At 45.6% G+C, this 19107-nt stretch carries 21 protein-coding genes and 1 tRNA gene; 14 read left to right on the top strand and 8 right to left on the bottom strand.

Annotated features, from left to right (window positions below):
* Positions 1-8 precede the first annotated feature (8 nt).
* Complete coding sequence (locus tag QZZ22_RS02205) at positions 9-434, bottom strand: DUF22 domain-containing protein (protein WP_292462248.1); 426 nt, start codon at positions 432-434, stop codon at positions 9-11.
* Positions 435-513: 79 nt separating this feature from the next.
* Positions 514-969 (bottom strand): Lrp/AsnC family transcriptional regulator, encoded by a 456-nt coding sequence (locus tag QZZ22_RS02200; RefSeq protein ID WP_292462246.1) that lies wholly within the window; start codon positions 967-969, stop codon positions 514-516.
* A gap of 215 nt (positions 970-1184) precedes the next feature.
* Here QZZ22_RS02200 and QZZ22_RS02195 point away from each other — a divergent pair, with 215 nt between their 5' ends.
* The 8 genes from QZZ22_RS02195 (at position 1185) to QZZ22_RS02160 (ending at position 8111) form a co-directional block, all read left to right on the top strand.
* Positions 1185-1340 carry a 4Fe-4S binding protein gene (locus tag QZZ22_RS02195; protein WP_292462244.1) on the top strand — a complete coding sequence of 52 codons (156 nt, stop codon included), beginning with the start codon at positions 1185-1187 and terminating at the stop codon, positions 1338-1340.
* 1 nt (position 1341) lies between these two features.
* Positions 1342-2625, top strand: a complete 1284-nt coding sequence (locus QZZ22_RS02190; protein WP_292462242.1) for an NAD(P)/FAD-dependent oxidoreductase — start codon at positions 1342-1344, stop codon at positions 2623-2625.
* An 83-nt stretch (positions 2626-2708) separates the two neighbouring features.
* Positions 2709-3695: a 7,8-didemethyl-8-hydroxy-5-deazariboflavin synthase subunit CofG gene (gene cofG, locus QZZ22_RS02185; RefSeq protein WP_292462240.1), complete on the top strand. Its 987-nt coding sequence runs from the start codon at positions 2709-2711 to the stop codon at positions 3693-3695.
* Positions 3696-3773: 78 nt separating this feature from the next.
* Positions 3774-4892, top strand: coding sequence for a 5-amino-6-(D-ribitylamino)uracil--L-tyrosine 4-hydroxyphenyl transferase CofH (gene cofH / locus QZZ22_RS02180; protein ID WP_292462238.1), 1119 nt, complete (start codon positions 3774-3776; stop codon positions 4890-4892).
* Positions 4889-5971, top strand: coding sequence for a 5-amino-6-(D-ribitylamino)uracil--L-tyrosine 4-hydroxyphenyl transferase CofH (cofH, locus tag QZZ22_RS02175; RefSeq protein WP_292462236.1), 1083 nt, complete (start codon positions 4889-4891; stop codon positions 5969-5971). Before cofH (QZZ22_RS02180) ends, cofH (QZZ22_RS02175) begins: the two co-directional genes overlap by 4 nt.
* Positions 5968-6600, top strand: a complete 633-nt coding sequence (gene cofC, locus QZZ22_RS02170) for a 2-phospho-L-lactate guanylyltransferase (RefSeq protein WP_292462233.1) — start codon at positions 5968-5970, stop codon at positions 6598-6600. Before cofH (QZZ22_RS02175) ends, cofC begins: the two co-directional genes overlap by 4 nt.
* A gap of 126 nt (positions 6601-6726) precedes the next feature.
* Positions 6727-6900, top strand: coding sequence for a 4Fe-4S binding protein (locus QZZ22_RS02165; protein ID WP_292462231.1), 174 nt, complete (start codon positions 6727-6729; stop codon positions 6898-6900).
* A complete protein-coding gene (locus QZZ22_RS02160; RefSeq protein ID WP_292462228.1) occupies positions 6897-8111 on the top strand; it encodes an NAD(P)/FAD-dependent oxidoreductase in 1215 nt (404 codons plus the stop codon). The genes QZZ22_RS02165 and QZZ22_RS02160 overlap by 4 nt, the downstream gene beginning before the upstream one ends.
* A gap of 52 nt (positions 8112-8163) precedes the next feature.
* Here the strand turns inward: QZZ22_RS02160 and QZZ22_RS02155 are convergent, their stop codons facing one another.
* The 6 genes from QZZ22_RS02155 to QZZ22_RS02130 form a co-directional block, all read right to left on the bottom strand.
* Positions 8164-9597, bottom strand: coding sequence for a TrkH family potassium uptake protein (locus QZZ22_RS02155; protein ID WP_292462226.1), 1434 nt, complete (start codon positions 9595-9597; stop codon positions 8164-8166).
* Positions 9598-9614: 17 nt separating this feature from the next.
* Positions 9615-10949 carry a Trk system potassium transporter TrkA gene (gene trkA, locus QZZ22_RS02150; RefSeq protein ID WP_292462224.1) on the bottom strand — a complete coding sequence of 445 codons (1335 nt, stop codon included), beginning with the start codon at positions 10947-10949 and terminating at the stop codon, positions 9615-9617.
* 104 nt (positions 10950-11053) lie between these two features.
* Positions 11054-12217 (bottom strand): molecular chaperone DnaJ, encoded by a 1164-nt coding sequence (dnaJ, locus tag QZZ22_RS02145; protein ID WP_292462222.1) that lies wholly within the window; start codon positions 12215-12217, stop codon positions 11054-11056.
* Between the two features lie 91 nt (positions 12218-12308).
* Positions 12309-14162, bottom strand: coding sequence for a molecular chaperone DnaK (dnaK, locus tag QZZ22_RS02140; RefSeq protein WP_292462220.1), 1854 nt, complete (start codon positions 14160-14162; stop codon positions 12309-12311).
* A gap of 82 nt (positions 14163-14244) precedes the next feature.
* Positions 14245-14757 (bottom strand): nucleotide exchange factor GrpE, encoded by a 513-nt coding sequence (gene grpE / locus QZZ22_RS02135; protein ID WP_292462219.1) that lies wholly within the window; start codon positions 14755-14757, stop codon positions 14245-14247.
* 140 nt (positions 14758-14897) lie between these two features.
* Entirely contained in the window at positions 14898-15311 is a 414-nt protein-coding gene (locus tag QZZ22_RS02130; protein WP_292462217.1) for a heat-shock protein, read from the bottom strand.
* Between the two features lie 106 nt (positions 15312-15417).
* Here QZZ22_RS02130 and QZZ22_RS02125 point away from each other — a divergent pair, with 106 nt between their 5' ends.
* From QZZ22_RS02125 to QZZ22_RS02100, 6 genes are all read left to right on the top strand, one after another.
* Positions 15418-16338: an ATP-grasp domain-containing protein gene (locus QZZ22_RS02125; RefSeq protein WP_292462215.1), complete on the top strand. Its 921-nt coding sequence runs from the start codon at positions 15418-15420 to the stop codon at positions 16336-16338.
* Complete coding sequence (locus QZZ22_RS02120) at positions 16335-17333, top strand: hydantoinase/oxoprolinase family protein (protein WP_292462214.1); 999 nt, start codon at positions 16335-16337, stop codon at positions 17331-17333. The genes QZZ22_RS02125 and QZZ22_RS02120 overlap by 4 nt, the downstream gene beginning before the upstream one ends.
* 9 nt (positions 17334-17342) lie before the next feature.
* The gene (locus QZZ22_RS02115; RefSeq protein WP_342765069.1) at positions 17343-17984 is read left to right on the top strand and encodes an amino acid kinase; all 642 of its coding nucleotides are present in this window, start codon (positions 17343-17345) and stop codon (positions 17982-17984) included.
* Positions 17985-18073: 89 nt separating this feature from the next.
* Positions 18074-18241, top strand: coding sequence for a zinc finger domain-containing protein (locus tag QZZ22_RS02110; RefSeq protein WP_083858165.1), 168 nt, complete (start codon positions 18074-18076; stop codon positions 18239-18241).
* Between the two features lie 10 nt (positions 18242-18251).
* Positions 18252-18521 carry an elongation factor 1-beta gene (locus QZZ22_RS02105; RefSeq protein WP_292462209.1) on the top strand — a complete coding sequence of 90 codons (270 nt, stop codon included), beginning with the start codon at positions 18252-18254 and terminating at the stop codon, positions 18519-18521.
* A gap of 38 nt (positions 18522-18559) precedes the next feature.
* Positions 18560-18631: transfer RNA gene (locus QZZ22_RS02100), tRNA-Ala, on the top strand.
* Positions 18632-19107: the final 476 nt, after the last annotated feature.

Genomic DNA, 19107 nt, shown 5'->3' with positions numbered 1-19107 from the left:
CCACCTCCTTAAGGTCCGTGTACTTCCTTAGGCGTCATGGCTTCCCTGGTGAACATTATTGGAAATATGTTGAGTACCGCCAGCAGGTCGCCTTTCCTGACCTCGCCGGTCTCCTGGCCCAGGATGTAGGCATAAGTGATTATTCGCTCGTTATCCACCGGCTTCGCACCGCCTTTTGTGCCCACTTTCATCAGCGAGACAACAGCATGGTGAGTGAAGGTGCAGGGCATAGCAACCATATCCGGCTCCAGATAGATTTCCTTGATATTCAGCCTTTTGAATTCCCCGGCACGGACGTCAGCGTCCTCATCGCAGATAACCATTTCCCATTTAGCACGTGTAGCAAGTGTAAATTCATAAGTTGCTGCCTTGACCATCTTGCAGACAAGTTCACCGTTATCTCTACACACTACCCGGACCACTTCTTCTTTCATTTGATCACCAAAATGAAAGTATCACATACAACTATAAATGAGTTCCGGGCAACTATCATGATTATTCATGATATCTGATTCACACATCTTTCTTGCGTATAGAAAGTGAGCGCTCCTTATGGCATTTGGTTGTCAGGATGCTGTATGATTTTTTTATGCCGTCTATGCCAGCTATATTGTTTAACACGTTTTCTTTGAGAGTGTGCACATCAAAAGTCTGCACTTTTAAAAGCAGATCATAAGGCTCAAGCAGCTCATAGATTTCAAGCACATCTTCGATAATTTTCAAACTTTCTATCACACTTGTCCTTTTTGTCGGTTCGATATTTATCCCTATAAAAGTTGTTATATTGAATCCTACTACCGCAGGGTCTACCCTGATGGTGAATTCTTTAATGATCCCTGAGCTGTGAAGCTTATCTATTCTTTTATGCACAGTGGAAGTAGCCACACCAAGATCATTCGCTATCACAGTGCTGTGCATTCGGCAGTTCTCGGAGAGACGTTCTAATATAGCAATATCTACCTCATCCATAGAGATTAAATACCCAATGTTAATAATATATTTTTCTGTTTTTGTGCTTAAAATGAAAGAAATAAAGAGATGCAAAAGTAAATACGTAATTCTGACCTTTTCTACAACTCTAAAGGCAAAGAATGCTCTTCCCAGGCAAACCCGACATAAACAAGTATAGACAATAACACTTTTTACAATTGAGTTATTTAATAAAAGAAAAAACGGTGAAGACCATGAAAGTGAACGAGAACTGCGTAGGGTGCGGCCAATGTGCCACATTTTGCAAATTTGATGCCATTCTGGTGAAAGGTAGTGCAATAATTGGTGAAAAATGCGTTGGATGCGGTGTTTGTGCAGCTTACTGTCCTGTTAAGGCAATAGAGGGATAAAATGAAAGTAATTGTAATCGGCGCCGGACTTGGAGGGTTACTGAGCGCAGCTAAATTGTCCAGAGAAGGGTACGATGTAGAGGTATTTGAGCGTCTCCCCATCATCGGAGGCAGGTTCACAAACATACCATACCATGGATTCCAGCTGACTACGGGTGCACTTCATATGATCCCACATGGACCGGCAGGGCCTCTAGCAAGGTTATTGAAAGAGGTTGGCGCAGATGTGGAGATAGTCCGTTCAAAACCTTCCGCCATGATAAGGATACCCCGCAAAAGAGGAGATGGAGACTACAAATTTGGTCATAAGGACCTTCTTTTCGAGGACTTTAGAGTGCCTTTTTCCCTGATAAACCGTCTAAAACTTATCTTTTATGTAATAACCACCCGGAAGAATCCTCCGAAAAGAATATCATTTGCACAGTGGTGTACGAAACACATAGATCAGGACTGGACGCACAGGATATCTGATGCATTTTTTGGCTGGGCTCTGAGCCTCAAATCGGCAGATGTGCCTGCCGAAGAGGCCTTTGAGATAATAGAGAACCTTTACCGCTATGGCGGTTCAGGTGTACCCATTGGAGGATGTAAGGGCATCACAGATGCTCTTGTTGAAGTAATAAGTGCACATGGCGGCATCATACACACATCCTCAGAGGTTACAAAAATAATCACAATCAGCAGGAAAGCAACAGGAGTGATTGCAGATGGTACAGAGCATAAGGCTGACCTTGTTATCAGTGATATAGGACATGTGGCCACCGCGACTCTCGTTGGGGACTCTGATTCCGATAAGGAACTGCAGGACTATGCTCGTATGACCGAGAAACTGAAACCATCTGCCGGAATCAAGATATGCCTTTCATCTGAAAAACCCCTCATCGGGCACGGGGGAGTCCTCCTCACACCATATTCAAAGAGAGTAAATGGAATAAATGAGGTCACTAATGTAGATCCGAGTCTTGCACCACCCGGAAAGCACCTGACGATGGCACATCAATGCGTCCACTGGAAAGACCTCGGTGACCTGGAAACCGAAATAAGGCTCGGGCTTGAGGATCTGCAGGATATATTTGCCGGAAGGGAATATGAAGTGCTCCTTATACAGTCCTATTCTAACGAATGGCCGGTAAACAGGGCACCTTCAGGAGCTGATCTGAAGAACCGGACACCTGTGAGCAATCTGTTCGTTGTCGGGGATGGTGCGAAAGGTAAGGGGGGCATAGAGGTTGAAGGTGTGGCCCTTGGCGTAGAAAACACTATGAAGGACATATTGGGAGAGTAAGAATGAGATAGAATGTGGCTGTTAACAGGGTACAGCCCATTCAATTAAACTTATGTAGATGTTATTGTATTCATTGATTAGAGATGCCCGAATTTGTAACTTTTTGCCGCAATGTCTTCGTACCGGTTACCAATATCTGCAGAAATGAATGTGGATATTGCACTTTCAGACGCAGCCCGGATGACCCCGAATCCAAACTGATGACCAGGGAAGAGGTCATTTCCCTGCTTACGGATGGAAAAAAAGCAGGATGCACAGAGGTACTCTTTACTTTCGGGGAATATGCGGAAGAAGTGCCCGGATACAGGGAATTGCTTTCAGAGACTGGTTTTTCTTCTACCCTCGAGTATGTATCCGACCTGTGCAGGACTGCAATTGACATCGGCCTTCTACCCCATACCAACGCCGGAGTCCTCAACTATACTGAGCTTGAGACCCTCAAGCCTTTAAATGCAAGTATGGGACTCATGCTTGAAACCACTGCAGACCTGAGTGCACACAATAACAGTCCGGGTAAGGATCCCACAACCAGGCTAAAGACAATAAGCTATGCGGGGGAGCTGCGGATCCCTTTTACCACGGGCATACTTGTCGGGATCGGGGAAACACTGGACGACAGGATAAATTCCCTGCAATCAATAGCAGAACTGCACGAAAAGCATGGGCATATTCAGGAAGTGATCATTCAGAACTTTATGCCCAAAGCCAATACGCCGATGGCAGACTATCCCTCACCAAGTGACGAGGAAATGATGCAGACGGTGCTGATAGCAAGTGAGATCCTTCCGCAGGATGTTATCATACAGGTAGCACCCAATCTTACAGATCCTTACATCCTTATGCAGTGCGGAGCATGCGATCTTGGAGGAATATCCCCGACAACTATCGACTGGATCAACCCGGAAGCAAACTGGCCGGACATTAAAAAATTGATGCAGATGGTAAGAGGCACTCCGCTTCGGGAAAGGCTGCCGATATATCCAAAATATATAAAGAATGGTTGGTACAGCGACCAGCTAAAAGACCTTATCCTGTCCCTCTCCGATGAAGAAGGATACCGAAAAGTTTGAAATGGTGTTGTAATGTATAAGGGGGATAAATTAGAATAATTGTGTCTGACCTGAACATGGCACACACCGGAGAACTACATGAAACCTACTTTCAGTGACGATATAATTGAAAATGCTCTTGTGGGAAGAACTACTAAGGAAGAAGCACTCTCCCTTTTACAGGCACATCCTTTCGAGCTCTTTGAACTTGCCGACAGATTACGTTATGAGACCGCCGGAGATATCGTTACCTATATTGTGAACCGTAATATCAATTTCACCAATAAATGCATTGGTAACTGCGGATTCTGTGCTTTTAAGGATAATTCCGGCTACATCCTCAGTACTGAACAGATACTGGAGAAAGTCGAAGAAGCAGACAGGCTCGGAGCCACTGAAGTGTGCATCCAGGGAGGACTGCTTCTGGATGTGGACCTTGATTATTATATCAATATTATTGAATCCGTGAAGGAAGGATTCCCTCACATAAGTACACATGCCTTTTCGCCCATGGAAGTATACCATGCCGCAAAACAGAGCAGCATGGAAATTGATGATGTTCTGCTTGAACTGAAGAAGGCTGGCCTTGACTCGATGCCAGGAACCGCGGCAGAAATCCTTTCGGACAGAGTAAGGAAAATAATATGCCCTGGCAAACTCAATACTGCAGAGTGGATTGATGTAATAACAAAAGCTCACAGGACCGGCATACCAACCACCGCCACCATGATGTACGGGCATATCGAGACTATGGAAGAAAGGATAGAGCACATGATACTTATCAGAGACATACAGCAACAGACCGGTGGATTCACAGAGTTTGTGCCTTTACCTTTCATGCCTTACAATAATAAAATAGGTGAGGACATGTTAAAGTCAGGGAGATACGTCACTCCCGGTATGGAAGACCTGAAAATGTATGCTCTTGCCCGTATAATCCTTAACACCCATGTGAGAAATATCCAGTCAAGCTGGGTGAAATTAGGCAAGAAACTTTCCCAGGTAGCCTTGTTCTGCGGTGCCAATGACCTTGGCGGAACCCTCATGGAAGAGAAAATATCCCGTTCTGCAGGATCGACCAATGGAGAATTTATGTCAGCACAGGAGTTTGAGTGGTTTATCCGTACTGCGGGAAGGCAGCCAAAGCAAAGGAATACGATCTACACTAAAATGTTCGATGCAGCCAGCCCTGGAAAAGTGAATATAAAGACTGCATGAGGAATACTTTGCTACCTGATGATATTATGGAGAATGCCCGCCGCGGAGAAGTCGGGTATGAGGATGCTCTGAGACTGCTGGATGCAAACCCGTTTGACCTCTGCAATTTTGCTAATGACCTACGATATGATGCAGTAGGTGACACTGTAACTTATGTGGTCAACAGGAACATCTACCTGACAAATCGATGCATCGGTAACTGCGGATTCTGTGCTTTCCAGCAGAGCGAAGGCTATATCCTTTCCAGAGATGAGGTGCTCCGGGAAGTGAAACTTGCACATGATACAGGTGCCGTAGAGGTATGCGTGCAGGGAGGATACAATCCGGACCTTACACTTGACTATTACCTTGACGTTTTTGAAGCTATCAGCTCAGAGTATCCGGGAATGAACATTCATGGCCTTTCTCCTATGGAAGTGTTCTATTCTGCAGGCCAGGCAGGAATGTCTGTTGAAGAAGCATTGATACTTTTGAAAGAGAGCGGACTTGGCACGCTTACAGGCACTTCTGCTGAAATCCTTGTGGACCGGGTGCGTAATATAATATGCCCTGGAAAACTGAGCACAAGCCAATGGGTGGAAACCATCACAACGGCGCATGGAATTGGCCTGCGCACCAACGCAACCATCATGTACGGTCACGTCGAAACTATCAGAGAAAGACTGGAGCATATTTTCCTGATACGTGACATACAGGAACAGACCGGAGAGTTCACAGAGTTCATACCTATGCCCTTCATGCCTTACAATAACAGGACAGGAGAGAGCATGATGGAAAGAGGCCAGTACATGACCGGCGGTATTGAAGACCTCCAGCTGTTTGCTATTTCCAGGATCATACTTAACACTCATATTGAGAATATACAGGCCCCTTGGGTGAAATTAGGCACAAAGCTTGCACAGGTTGCACTATTTAGCGGTGCCAATGATCTCGGAGGAACCCTCATGGAAGATCACATAACTACCGCATCCGGAGGCAGCAACGGAGAATATACTCCTGCAAGTGAGCTTGAATGGATCATCCGGGAAAGCGGAAGGACCCCAAAAAGAAGGAATGCCGTTTATGAGGAATGCAGATGAAAGCACTCATCCCCTATAAAAAGAAGAATGCAAAATCCAGGCTTTCTCCCGCATTATCTGTCAGGGAGCGGGAACATTTTGTGGAACTTATGCTGAGGGATGTTGTCGGGAGCCTGCGAGGAGCAGGCATCAGCGATATCGATATACTTACAACTCCAAGCAACGGTGTTCCGAATGACCTTGGAGCGAACATCCTTTTCAGTGAACACGATCTTAATGAAGCCATTAACCAATATCTCGAGACCATCAGTGAACCTGTACTGATCATAATGGCAGATCTGCCTCTGGTATCACCCGGGCATATAAAAGAGATAACATCAACCGATAAGGATCTGGTAATCGTTCCGGGGAAAGGAGGAGGGACGAATGTCCTCTTTATCAGGAACCCACGAAAATTCTATGTCAGTTATTATAACTCTAGCTTCCTCAACCACTGCAGGATAGCAGAAGAAATGAAGCAATCTACCCATATATTTGATTCATTCCTGCTGAGCACCGATATAGACGAACCTCATGACCTAATAGAGATCATGCTTCATGGGCATGGCCTGTCAAAAGTCTATGTCGATAGCAAATTCGAGATGGAAGGAAACGGCAAATCCAGAGCCCGGCTTGAACTGTTGCAGTAATGTAAAGTATTTGTAACCCTTCCGCTATATAGGATAAACTCATGCGATATCCCGGATTTATGCCGGAAGATATTTTATATATTATTCATATTATGAAAAACGTTACATTAATACAGGTGATAATAAATGGCCATCAAGGTGAATAAATTCAAATGCGGATACTGTGGTGCATGTGTAAGTGTGTGTCCTCCCGGTGCGCTTGAATTGGTCGAAACTTGGATCGAAGCGGATGACAACTGCACAAGCTGCGGTATGTGCGCCAAGATATGTCCGGTAGGAGCCATTGAGGTGTCCAGATGAAAGACCAGTACGATATCATTGTGATCGGAGCAGGACCAGGGGGATCCATTGCTGCCAAAACTGCAGCTGAGAAAGGCCTTAGTGTACTCATGATAGAGAAAAGGCAAGAAATAGGAGATCCTGTAAGGTGTGCAGAGGGAGTCAGTAAGGTATGGTTGCGAAAGCATATTGAACCTGACCACCGCTGGATATGTGCCGACGTAAAAGGTTCGCGGATCTTTTCACCTGACGGCTCCATGATAGAGATGGCAGAGGAAATTGCAGGAGGAGAAGTCGGCTACGTTCTGGAACGTAAGCTCTTTGACCGGGCACTTGCCTGCGAAAGCGCAAAAGCAGGCGCTGATATCATGGTCAAGACGCGGGCGACAGGCCTCATCATAGAAGATGGTTTTGTAAAAGGCGTCAAACTGATGCACCTCGGAGAGGAGAAGCAAATCCGTTCAAAGGTGGTTATTGGTGCAGATGGTATTGAATCAAAAGTAGGAAGATGGGCAGGTATCGACACATCACTGAAACCGAGAGATATCGAGACATGCGCCCAGTTCCTGATGAGTGGCACGGCTATTGACCAGAACTACTGTTATTTCTACCTGGGCAACGAGATAGCTCCCAGCGGGTATATATGGGTGTTCCCAAAAGGACAAGGTCTCGCTAATGTAGGTATCGGCATCTTGGGGAGTAAATCCGGAAAGAAACACGCAATCGATTACCTGAAGGAATTTGTCGGGAAAAAGTATCCTGATGCAAAAATACTTGAGATTGATGTAGGTGGAGTACCAGTAAGTGGCAGTATTGAAAGAACCATTGCCAACGGCCTGATGCTTGTGGGAGATGCAGCGAGACAGTCTGACCCCATTACGGGTGGTGGTATAATTAACGCCATGGAAGCCGGCAAGATGGCAGGAGAGGTTGCATTTGAAGCAATCTCAAAGAACGATGTTTCAACAGCAACACTGGGACTCTATGAAAAGAAGTGGCGCCATAAAATAGGCATGGATATCGACAATAGTCTGATAGTCAAAGATATTTTCGTCGATTTTTCTGATAAGGAAATCGACTCTCTTGCACACTCACTTGAGGATGTCAATTTCTCTAGTATGAGCCTCTTGGATCTGCTTTATGCTCTTTTCAAAGCGAACAAGAAACTTCTATGGGACCTGAGAGTATTGTTCAAGAACGTAGTCAAATACGAACTGGACTTTGAACGTTGATCGGCAGAATACTGCCGACAACATGATTTTTACTTAAATTAGCATCTGCAGTTCATCTTTTCCAGAACTCGGGTGTCAGCATCACTATTACTGTGAAGACCTCAAGCCTGCCTATCCACATATTGGCTATCAGCAGGAGTTTTCCCAAGTCCGGGACAACATCAAAGTTAGCCATCGGGCCGACAGCATTGAAGCCAGGGCCTATGTTGCCCAATGTTGCAATAGATGCAGTGATGGAACTTATCAGGTCCATTCCCATTAAAGCCAGAATTCCCGTCGATATCGCAAATATCATCATGTAGATGACAACAAAGGATACAATGGAATGCATAATACTTTCCGGCACAGCTTTACCGTTGTATTTCACAGGTTTTATGGCTTTGGGGTGCAGGGATTTAAAAAGGACATTTCGCCCATATTTCAATAAGAGCAGGATCCGGACAACTTTTACTCCGCCTGCAGTAGATCCCGCACATCCGCCTATAAACATAAGAGCCATCAACACGATCCTTGCAGAGTCACTCCATATATCAAAATCCGCAGAGGCGTAGCCTGTTGTGGTGATTATGGAAAGGACCTGGAATATAGCGTATCTGAAGGCAGTCTCGACAGACTGGCCCATGTCTCTCCATAAAGAGAATGTTAAAATGGTGGTCGCTATGAGTATAATAGCGGTATAGAACTTGAACTCATTGTCCTTTATGAAACTGTTATGATCTACATACAAAACCTGATAGTGCAGGGCAAAGTTTGCCCCTGCAATGAACATGAAGACAACTATAATCCCTTCTATCAGGGGGCTGTTGAATTCGGCTATACCGGTCCCATATGGAGAAAAGCCGCCTGTGGACATTGTTGTGAAAGTATGTGTCACAGCATCATAAAGTGACATTCCCGCAAGTTTCAGTAGTACCACTTCGATAACAGAAATGAACACATAAACCGTCCAGAGTATCCTTGCAGTCCCTCTTATCCTCGGCTTTAGCTTATCTTCGGTCGGACCCGGCGCTTCTGCACGGAATAGCTGCCTTCCTGCAACTCCAAGCTTCGGAAGGATGGCAATGAATATCATGATGATGCCCATTCCTCCAAGCCATTGGGTCATGCTACGCCAGAAAAGTATACTCTTTGAATGGGATTCTATATCCTGAAGGATTGTTGCTCCGGTAGTTGTGAAACCGGACATTGATTCAAAAAAGGCATTTATAGGACTTATTCCATCAAACAGATAAGGGATAGCACCAAAAATAGCTACAGATAGCCATCCAAAAGCTACTATGGCAAATCCTTCTTTTATCTTCCATTCACCCTCTGCCCCGTAGCGCCTGGAGAGTAGAATACCCAGGCTTCCCGTGATGACCACAGCCGCTGCAAAAGGCAGCAAAGGATCACTGTAATAAACAGCTACGAGTAAAGGTATGACCATCACAAGGCCAAGGAACCGAAGAAGGCCTCCCAATACATTGAAGATTATTGACGTGTTCACCTGGATGCTCCGCTAAGTCAATGAAAAAAGTGTTCAACTTCCGTATGTGCTGACTGCAGAGCGAACACAACGACCCTGTCGCCTTCCTCTATAACATATTCTCCACGAGGAACCACTGTATTGCCCTTATGGACAACCATGCTTACAATAGCACCCGGGGGAAATTTCACGTTTTTCAACGGTTTGCCAACTATCTTTGACTTCTTTGAGGTAGTATATTCTACGATCTCAGCCTTTTCACCTTCAATGGTTGTGACAGACTCAATTCCCTTTCCAAATGTCAGTTTAAGTATTTCACTGACAGTTGCCTGTCTTGGACTGACTGCACTGTCCACGCCTACCATTTCGAACAGTGAGACATAATCAGAGCGATCCGCTCTGGCTATAACCTTCTTGCCCCCAAGTTGCTTGGCAAGGAGAGCACATAGCAGGTTCTTTTCGTCACTGTTGGTAACAGCTATGACAACATCCATGTCAGCAACTCCTTCCTCTTTGAGAAGGTTGATGTCGGTGCCGTCCCCGTTAAGTACAAGCACACCAGGAAGTTCTTCAGCTATCTGCTCAGACCGCTCCCGGCTGGTTTCGATCACTTTTAGATCAAACTCGCCATTGGAAATTACTTTGGCGAGATAAAAGCCTACAATACCACCGCCAATGATCATGATCTTACTGCGTGTTCCCGCCTTTTCACCAAACATGTCGCGGACTTCTTTTATGGCAGCGGGCTTGCCGATTACCACGATATGATCGTTCTTTTGTATCTTATCCTTACCGTGAGGTATGATAACTTCTGACTCCCTGAAAAGCGCACTGACTATACAACAATTGGCCAGATTGAGTTCCTGCAGTTCTTTCCCCACAAGCGGACTACGGTCAGAAACTGCAAACTCCATCATTTCCACCTTGCCATCTGCAAAATATTCAGCGCCTATGGCATATGGTATCGAAAGGATCTCTGCTATTTCAGAGGCTAGTGTAAGTTCCGGGCAGATCATAGTATCGATTCCCACCCTTGTGCGTTTTGCTACCGGTTTATCAATATAGTCCGGATTGCTTACCCTTGCCACCGTCTTTAGCTTATCCTTATCCCTGGACACTAGTTTTGATGCCATGCAGGCAACGATATTCACTTCATCAGAACCTGTAACTGCTGCCAGTAGATCTGCACCTTCCAGAGCCTTGCTGAGAATGGATACATTTGCACCGTTACCCTGTATCACTTGAACATCCAGTTCATCTGCACGGCGGCAGGCCTCTTCATTCTGATCGATAACAATAACATCATTTGCCTGGTTAAGGGCTTTAGCAACATGGTAGCCGACTTCACCGGCACCGATTATCACAATTTTCATGAAATTCCTTCGTAAAACATTTATTGATAACGATAAACGTAAAGAAGGCTTATTGCGATCAGTGCTTTTTAAAGTTTACCCTAGGGATTAAAAAAGAAAGGTGATTATGTATCAAAGGCTTCTTTTACTTTATCAAAGATACCTTTTCCACCTTTCGGATTCTTTGTCTTTGTTCCCTCTTCCGAGAGATTGAGTTTCCTGAGCAGTTCTTTTTGCTCTTCCGTGAGGCTTGTGGGTGTCTTGATAATAACCCTTACAAGCTGGTCACCCTGGCCACGTCCGTGAAGGTATGGCATTCCCTTTCCTTTAAGCCGCAGGATAGAATGTGTCTGAGTCCCGGGCTTGATACTCATCTTGACGTTACCGTGGAGTGTCGGCACCATAACATCAGCTCCCAGTGCTGCCTGGGTAAAAGTTATGGGTAGCTCATACAATATATCATCACCTGCGCGCTCAAATAACTGATGCGATTCAACATGAAGAACCACATACAGATCTCCTGGGGGAGCTCCGGGGCTACCTTGCTCGCCTTCTTTGCTGATCTTCAATCGCAATCCGGTATCTGCACCCTTAGGAACTTTAACGGAGATCTTGCGGACCTTCTTCTGTTTGCCAGTACCTCTGCACGCAGGACACGGGTCTTCGATTATCTGACCGGCACCACGGCATACATTACAGGTGCTTGTTGACATGAAACGTCCAAACGGAGTATCTCTGGCATGAGTGACCTGACCGGCTCCACGACAATTGGAACAGGTTTTAGGACTTGTACCTGGCTTGGCGCCGGTCCCCTTACAAGTTTCACATACCTCTGCCCGGGGCACATTAATAGTAGTTTCCACTCCGTTTGCAGCCTGCTCGAGTGTTATGTTCAAGTCATAGCGCAGATCTGAACCCCTGACAGGACCGCGGCGCTGCTGCTGTCCGCCAAATCCCCCGAACCCTCCGAATCCGCCACCGAATATGCTTCCAAGAATGTCACCAAGATCCTCAAAACCTCCGAAGTCAGCGTTCCTGAAAATATCCTCCTGGGTATAGCGACTATCGATACCTGCATGGCCGAAGCGGTCGTACTGTTCCTTCTTCTCAGGATCGGAAAGTACTGCATAAGCTTCAGATATTTCCTTGAACTTCTCTTCAGCATCAGAATCCTTATTCTTATCCGGGTGATACTTCATCGCAAGCTTTCTGTACTCTTTTTTAATCTCAGCTTCCGTTGATTCTTTCGATACACCAAGTATCTCGTAATAATCGCGTGTAGTGGACATAAGTGATTCCTGTGGATTAACTAGGCTGAATAAACATTAAAAATGCAAGATACTGTTGAGCGCAGTATCTTACATGAAGTTATCTATGGCGTTACTTTTTATCCTCATCGACCACTTCGTAGTCGGCATCCACAATATTCTCATCAGGAGAACTCTCCGGACCCGCTTCCCCTTCAGGGGAGCCAGCAGCAGCTGCCTCTTCCTGTGCCTTTTTGTACATTGCAGCAGATATGTCATACACAGCAGTCTGGAGCTCCTCGGTCTTGGATCCGATAGCTTCAATGTTGTCGCCTTCAAGTTCGGTCTTCAGGTCAGCAATAGCTGCCTCTACCTTGGACTTCTGCTCATCTGTGGCAATATCCCCTGCTTCCTTGACGGCCTTCTCTGCAGCATTTATCAGGGATTCGGCGGTATTCCTTACATCCACCTCTTCCTTGCGTTTCTTGTCCTCCTCAGCATGGAGCTCCGCATCTTTGACCATCCGGTCAATCTCTTCCTCGGAAAGTCCTCCGGGCTTCTGGATGGATATAGACTGTTTCTTGCCTGTCCCAAGGTCTTTTGCAGTCACATGCAGGATACCGTTTGCGTCTATGTCGAAAGTAACCTCTATCTGTGGCAGACCCCTTGGAGCTGGTGGAATGCCGTCAAGCATGAACCTTCCAAGAGTCTTGTTGGCAGAAGCAATTCCCCTCTCACCCTGCAGCACATGGATCTCCACGGAAGGCTGGCTATCAGCAGCCGTAGAGAATACCTGGCTTTTCCTTGTAGGGATAGTCGTATTCCTTTCGATAAGGGGTGTCGCAACTCCACCCAGGGTCTCAATACCCAGGGTCAGTGGTGTAACGTCAAGCAATAGCACATCGTGGATCTCTCCGCCGAGAACTCCTGCCTGCACTGCCGCACCAACTGCTACAGCTTCATCCGGATTGATATTCTTATATGGATCTTTACCTGTGGCCTTGCGAACAAGCTCGGTTACCGCAGGTATCCTTGTAGAACCGCCGATGAGCAATACCTTCTCAAGGTCGTTAGGCTTAAGCTTTGCATCGTCCATTGCCCTGTTAACAGCTACGAGGGTCTTGTCAAGCAGATCACTTATCATCTTCTCGAACTGGGCCCTTGTGAGGTCCATATCTATATGCTTTGGCTGCCCGTTGGAGTCAGCTGTGATAAATGGCATGTTGATGTTTGTGGAAGTGACGCTGGATAGCTCGATCTTGGCTTTCTCTGCCGCATCTTTCAAACGTTGCAATGCAGCCTTATCTTTGGAAAGATCAATGCCCTCGTTCTTTTTGAACTCACTGACAATGTGATTTACAATCCTCTGGTCAAAGTCGTCCCCTCCAAGGTGGGTATCACCACTTGTGGAAAGTACCTCGAACACTCCTTCTCCCAATTCAAGGACAGATACATCGAATGTACCTCCTCCGAGGTCATAAACCATTATTTTATGCTCGCCTGCTTCCTTATCGAGACCGTAGGCAAGGGAAGCTGCAGTCGGCTCGTTAATGATTCTTTTTACATTAAAGCCTGCAATGGCTCCGGCATCCTTTGTAGCCTGCCTCTGAGAGTCATCGAAATAAGCTGGTACAGTGATGACAGCATCGTTGATGGTTTCACCAAGGTAGGCTTCTGCATCGTCCTTCAGTTTACGCAGGATCATTGCAGAGATTTCCTGTGGAGTGTAGTCCTTACCGCCGAGTGTCACTTTGTAATTAGCTTCGCCTATGTGCCTCTTAATAGAGCTCACACTGTTCTCTGAGTTTGTGATAAGCTGTCTCTTTGCAACTTGTCCTACCAGTTTCTCCCCCTTCTTGGAAAACGCGACTACCGACGGTGTAGTCCTTCCACCCTCTGCGTTTGGAATAACAGTAGGTTCTCCACCCTCGATGACAGCCATGCAGGAATTTGTAGTTCCAAGGTCGATTCCCAAAATCTTTCCCATAATATACCTCTTTATCGATTATTTATAGTTACAATTATGTTCTTATTTTATATGACAGCAATCCTTGCATCCGAAAGTACTGTTACTCATCAGTGTCCGGTTTCTTTGAAACCGTAACCATTGCCGGCCTGATCACTTTTGAGTGCAGGTAATATCCGGGCTTACACACATTCAAGATAGTATTATCTTTATGCTCAGGATGCTCAACGTGCATAATAGCCTCATGAAGATGAGGGTCGAATTCAGCGCCATGGCATTCTATCTGCTGGAGGCCTTCCTTCTCGAGTATAGAGGCAAACTGCCTGAATACCATATCCACACCCTTGACGACGGATTCCACATTATCGGTCTGTTTTGCAGATGCTAGTGCACGCTCGAAGTTGTCATATACCTCTAGCAATTCTGTGATGATTTGTTCAACTGCAAACTTGCGGTACTCTTCTCTTTCCCTTACGCTTCGTTTCCTGAAATTATCAAATTCCGCGGTGAGTCTCAATAATTTCTCACGAAGCTGTGCAGTTTCATCCTCCTGCTGGTTTTCAGCACTTGTTGCCTCTGAACCAGGGTCATCACAATTCTCAGATCCTTTATCCATCTCAATATCTCCGCTATTTAATGCACAGTTATGCGCATTTGAGTTAACCATTGTTTGAAGTTCTATAAATAGATTTCCCATCAGGCCAAGGTTTTTAGTGGTAACACCCAATGACACCCATAAAAGATATGTCACCGAAGTTAATAAGATGATTGCAACTTATGTTGCAAAAACCTGATTATGAACATGCTGGCAACCATGCAGACCGCGAGTGCCGATAGTATCTGTTCCCACCAGAGCGTATGGATGCCTCCATTCCACGCATGCACCAGGCCCGTTAGAAACGCAGTCGCTGAGAAGGTAGCGATAAAAGACGCAATGGCCCCTCCTGCCATGGAACCTATATAGTCTGCCCCGCGATTTTCAAAAAAGACAGAGCCGGCAATGAAGATGATGGCAAAGATAAACAACCGGATGGCCATCGGAACAGGCGTGGTCTTGCTGGATGCCATATCCATGATGCCAAGTGCCACACTTATCATAAAGAGCGCCATTACAGTAGAAACTGCCAGTGCTTGTACAAACGGATTATCAATGTCCAATTCCATGTTCATCCCTGACGTGTAATTCACTTGATACTATATATTTATTTTTAAACAATTGTGCCAACTGCAATAAACAATAGCAAATGATATATCAAATAATGCACTTGCATTGAACATGAAGATACTGCTGGCAGAGTATGCGGTAGGAACAGGGGTTGATGGCCCCCTCCTGAATGAAGGAGGAGCCATGCTGAAGACACTGGTAGACAGTTTCTCAAGAACGGGGCATGATGTCACGTATCTTTCAGCGGGACCCGTACTCCAGAACGGTAGAGCAGTCAGTTCCAGTGCAGAAGACTTTACAGAGGTACTCGGAAGAGAAGCACTATGCTCTGATGCAGGGCTTGTGATAGGTCCTGACGAAATGCTGGCAGAGTTTTCGAAGATCATTGAGATGAATACATTAAATCTTGGATGCTCTGCGAAGTCAGCAAGTATTTGTGCGGATAAGCTTGAATGCACCCGGATACTGCAATCCTGTTACATCAAGGTGCCCCGTCTGATAGAGAGTGGAATTGAAGGCACATATGTTATCAAGCCCAGGTTCGGTTGTGCATCCGAGGGAGTGAGGATAGCTTTTTCCAGCAAAACGGAAGAAGGATTCATCGCTACCGAATATATTGAAGGTGAACACCTGAGTGTAAGCATGATCAGTGGCAAAAAATTCCTTCCACTCAGTGTGAATAAGCAACATATTGAAATGAATTGCAATAAACCGGGTTCATCTGTAGTCTACAAAGGCAACATCGTGCCTTTCAGGACAGGATACGAACAGGAATTGTTCAATGTTGCTTCCAGAACCGCAAAAGTTCTGGGATGCAATGGTTATATCGGAGTAGATATAGTGTATGGTAAAGAACCATATGTTATTGACGTGAATCCACGGCCGACAACTGCCATTTACGGGCTGGCCAGAACACTCAAAACAGAGATAGGAGAACTCCTGCTGAAGAATGCTTCAGGAGAACTGCCTGATGCAGTCAGCACTGAAGGAGAATTCTCGTTCACGAAAGATGACTTTGAGGACATTTTATGAAAACAATCGGGATAGATATTGGTGGTGCGAACACTAAGATCGCTTCTGCTGACGGTGAGATAATTGAACTACACTATGTACCCTTGTGGAAGGATACAAGACTTCCCGAAGCTCTGGAAGAAATAGCTGAGAAACACAACCCTGACAGAGTGAGTGTTGTTATGACCGGAGAACTTGCCGACTGCTTTGAGGACAAGATAGCAGGAATCAAATTCATTATAGAGTCCGTTGAGCAAGCATTTAACTGCGATATCCGATATATTGACAGTAACGGACATTTTTACGATGACTCCGGAGATCTGCGTAAACTGGCCGCTGCCAATTGGGCGGCTTCAGCCAATCTTATTGGTTCAGAGATCGGAGATTGCATCTTCGTTGACATGGGAAGCACCACTAGTGATATTATACCCATAAAAGCCGGAAAACACACGGCCGGACTCAGTGACTTTTTAAGGCTTGTTCGCAGTGAACTGGTTTATGCAGGTGTACTGAGGACGAATCTGGCATATCTGGCAGACAGCCTGGAAATGGCTGTCGGTAAATGCCGGGTATCCTCTGAACTTTTCGCGACAACTGCTGACGTTTACCTCTTGCTGGGGGATATCTCGGAGGAGATATACACATGTGAGACCGCCGACGGAGCAGGTAAGAGCAAGACAGATGCAATGAGGAGGATTGCGAGAGTTGTCTGTGCTGACCTCACGGAAATCTCCCCTGATGAAATATACCGCATAGCAGAACAGATAAGGGAGAAACAGGTGACCCTGCTAAGTGAAGCGATCGCCCAGGTTGCTGAAAAGAATAAGCTCTCTACGATAGTGTCAGCCGGATTGGGAGAGTTCCTTATACGTGCAGCTGCAAAGAGGCTTGGATTTGAATGCATATCAGTTGCACAACGCTGGGGAGAGGAAATCTCAAAGGTATTTCCGGCATATGCGGCTGCAAGAATGTTCGAGGCGGATGCTTCAACTCCACAAGATAAAAAAGAAAGATAGAGGAATATTATGAGAGTTGTCGTGAAGTTAGGAGGAAGTCTCATGGAAGATGCACTACCTGTCATGAATGCATTAATAGCACGCTTTGGATCGTGCGGTGACAAAGAGTGTATATCCATCCTTATAATACCCGGAGGCGGCCTTTTTGCGAATACTGTCCGCTCAGTCTGTGAAAAATACAGTATAAAAGATGATGCAGCTCATTGGATGGCCATCCTTGCAATGGAACAATATGCATATTATATTCAGGATAAGACCGGGATAAACATTGCAGATTCATTAGAGTCCATTCCCTTCGGGGTTACCATGCTGCTCCCTTACAGGATACTTAAGGATAAGGATGAATTGCCACATTCGTGGGATGTTACCGCTGACACTATTGCTGCATGGATAGCTAAACAATTTGGAGCCCCATCTTTTGTGAAAGTGACAGATGTGGACGGAATATATGCCGAAGATGTCGTACAGCAGTTCCTGACTGCAGACGATGTCCTGAAAATGGGAGCCACTTGTCTTGATGCAGCGCTGTCTTTGTTCCTTCAGGAAAACAATATGGATTGTCTTATAGTCAATGGCAAGCATCCGGAGAGAGTCATTGATGCTGTTGTTGGAAAAGATATCGTGGGGACTTACATCAAGGGGAATATTTAAATTACATACCGCTTATGTACTGAAATCATCGACATGCTGAATTTTTCAGTATTATATTGATCAGATATCACGCTTAAAGGAGAGTTTAAATGGTAAACAAAGTTGAGAATTGTACTGCATGCAATAAAAGACTTGTAGAGGTCGGATTTGCACGCTTCCCTTGTCCGGTGTGTGGCAAGGAGCTTGGAAGATGTAAAAGCTGCAGACAGCAGAGCAATCCATATACATGCCCTAAATGCGGCTTTGTAGGCCCGTGAGGTGAATTTGATGGGAGATGTAGCAGCAACTATCAGGATCATGCCGGTATCCGTGGACACCGACCTTAAAGCGCTCAAAGATAAGCTGGTCGCAGCCTTGCCTGAAGGTGCACAATTTGGCACCTCAAAGGAAGACCCCATTGCCTTTGGCCTGAAAGCCATAATGATGGTAGTTCTTGTAGGCGATCTTGAAGGCGGCACCGAGCAGGTCGAAGAGGCCCTTGCAGCTGTCGAAGGCGTCGAGAGTGTAACGGTCACTGAAGTCGGCAGACCAGTATAAGTTATTACTTTTTTATTTTTTTAATATTTATTATTTTTGGGCTTGTAGATCAGGGGTAGATCGTTACGTTCGCAACGTAAAGGCCGCGGGTTCAAATCCCGCCGAGTCCACTTTTAAGATGTTAACAATCATAATTTTCCATTTGTTTAATCCCTCTGTGACTATTGAATATAGGCCCCATCCCGAAATATGCTATTGTAGCGCAGATTTTTATGAACTGCAGCCGGGGGTATCTGAAATGTTTCATTGACTATTTTGTATGGATTAGTGATTAAAGACATTATCCATGCGGACTGCGACATAAAAGGACCTTATCAGGGCCAATCTGTTTTGAAGACTGGATCAGATGAAGGGATCTATATTACATTCTTGAGCTGACCGGGTAATGCAGGAGCTTCATTAATTTACACACTTAACCTCAATTAACCAGAAAGCATCAGGATGGTGCAAAAGCACCACTGTCTGAACATAACAACAGCAAAATCAAATAAACATAACCTAGGGTCACAGTGCTCATAACAATACAAAAAGAAAAGTGATAGAATAAGTGAGCTGGCAGCGATCCGTAGTTCCCGAAGACTCGCGT

Source organism: Methanolobus sp. (assembly GCF_016278365.1).
GTDB lineage: Archaea > Halobacteriota > Methanosarcinia > Methanosarcinales > Methanosarcinaceae > Methanolobus.
This window is presented reverse-complemented; position numbering and strand designations above follow the sequence as displayed.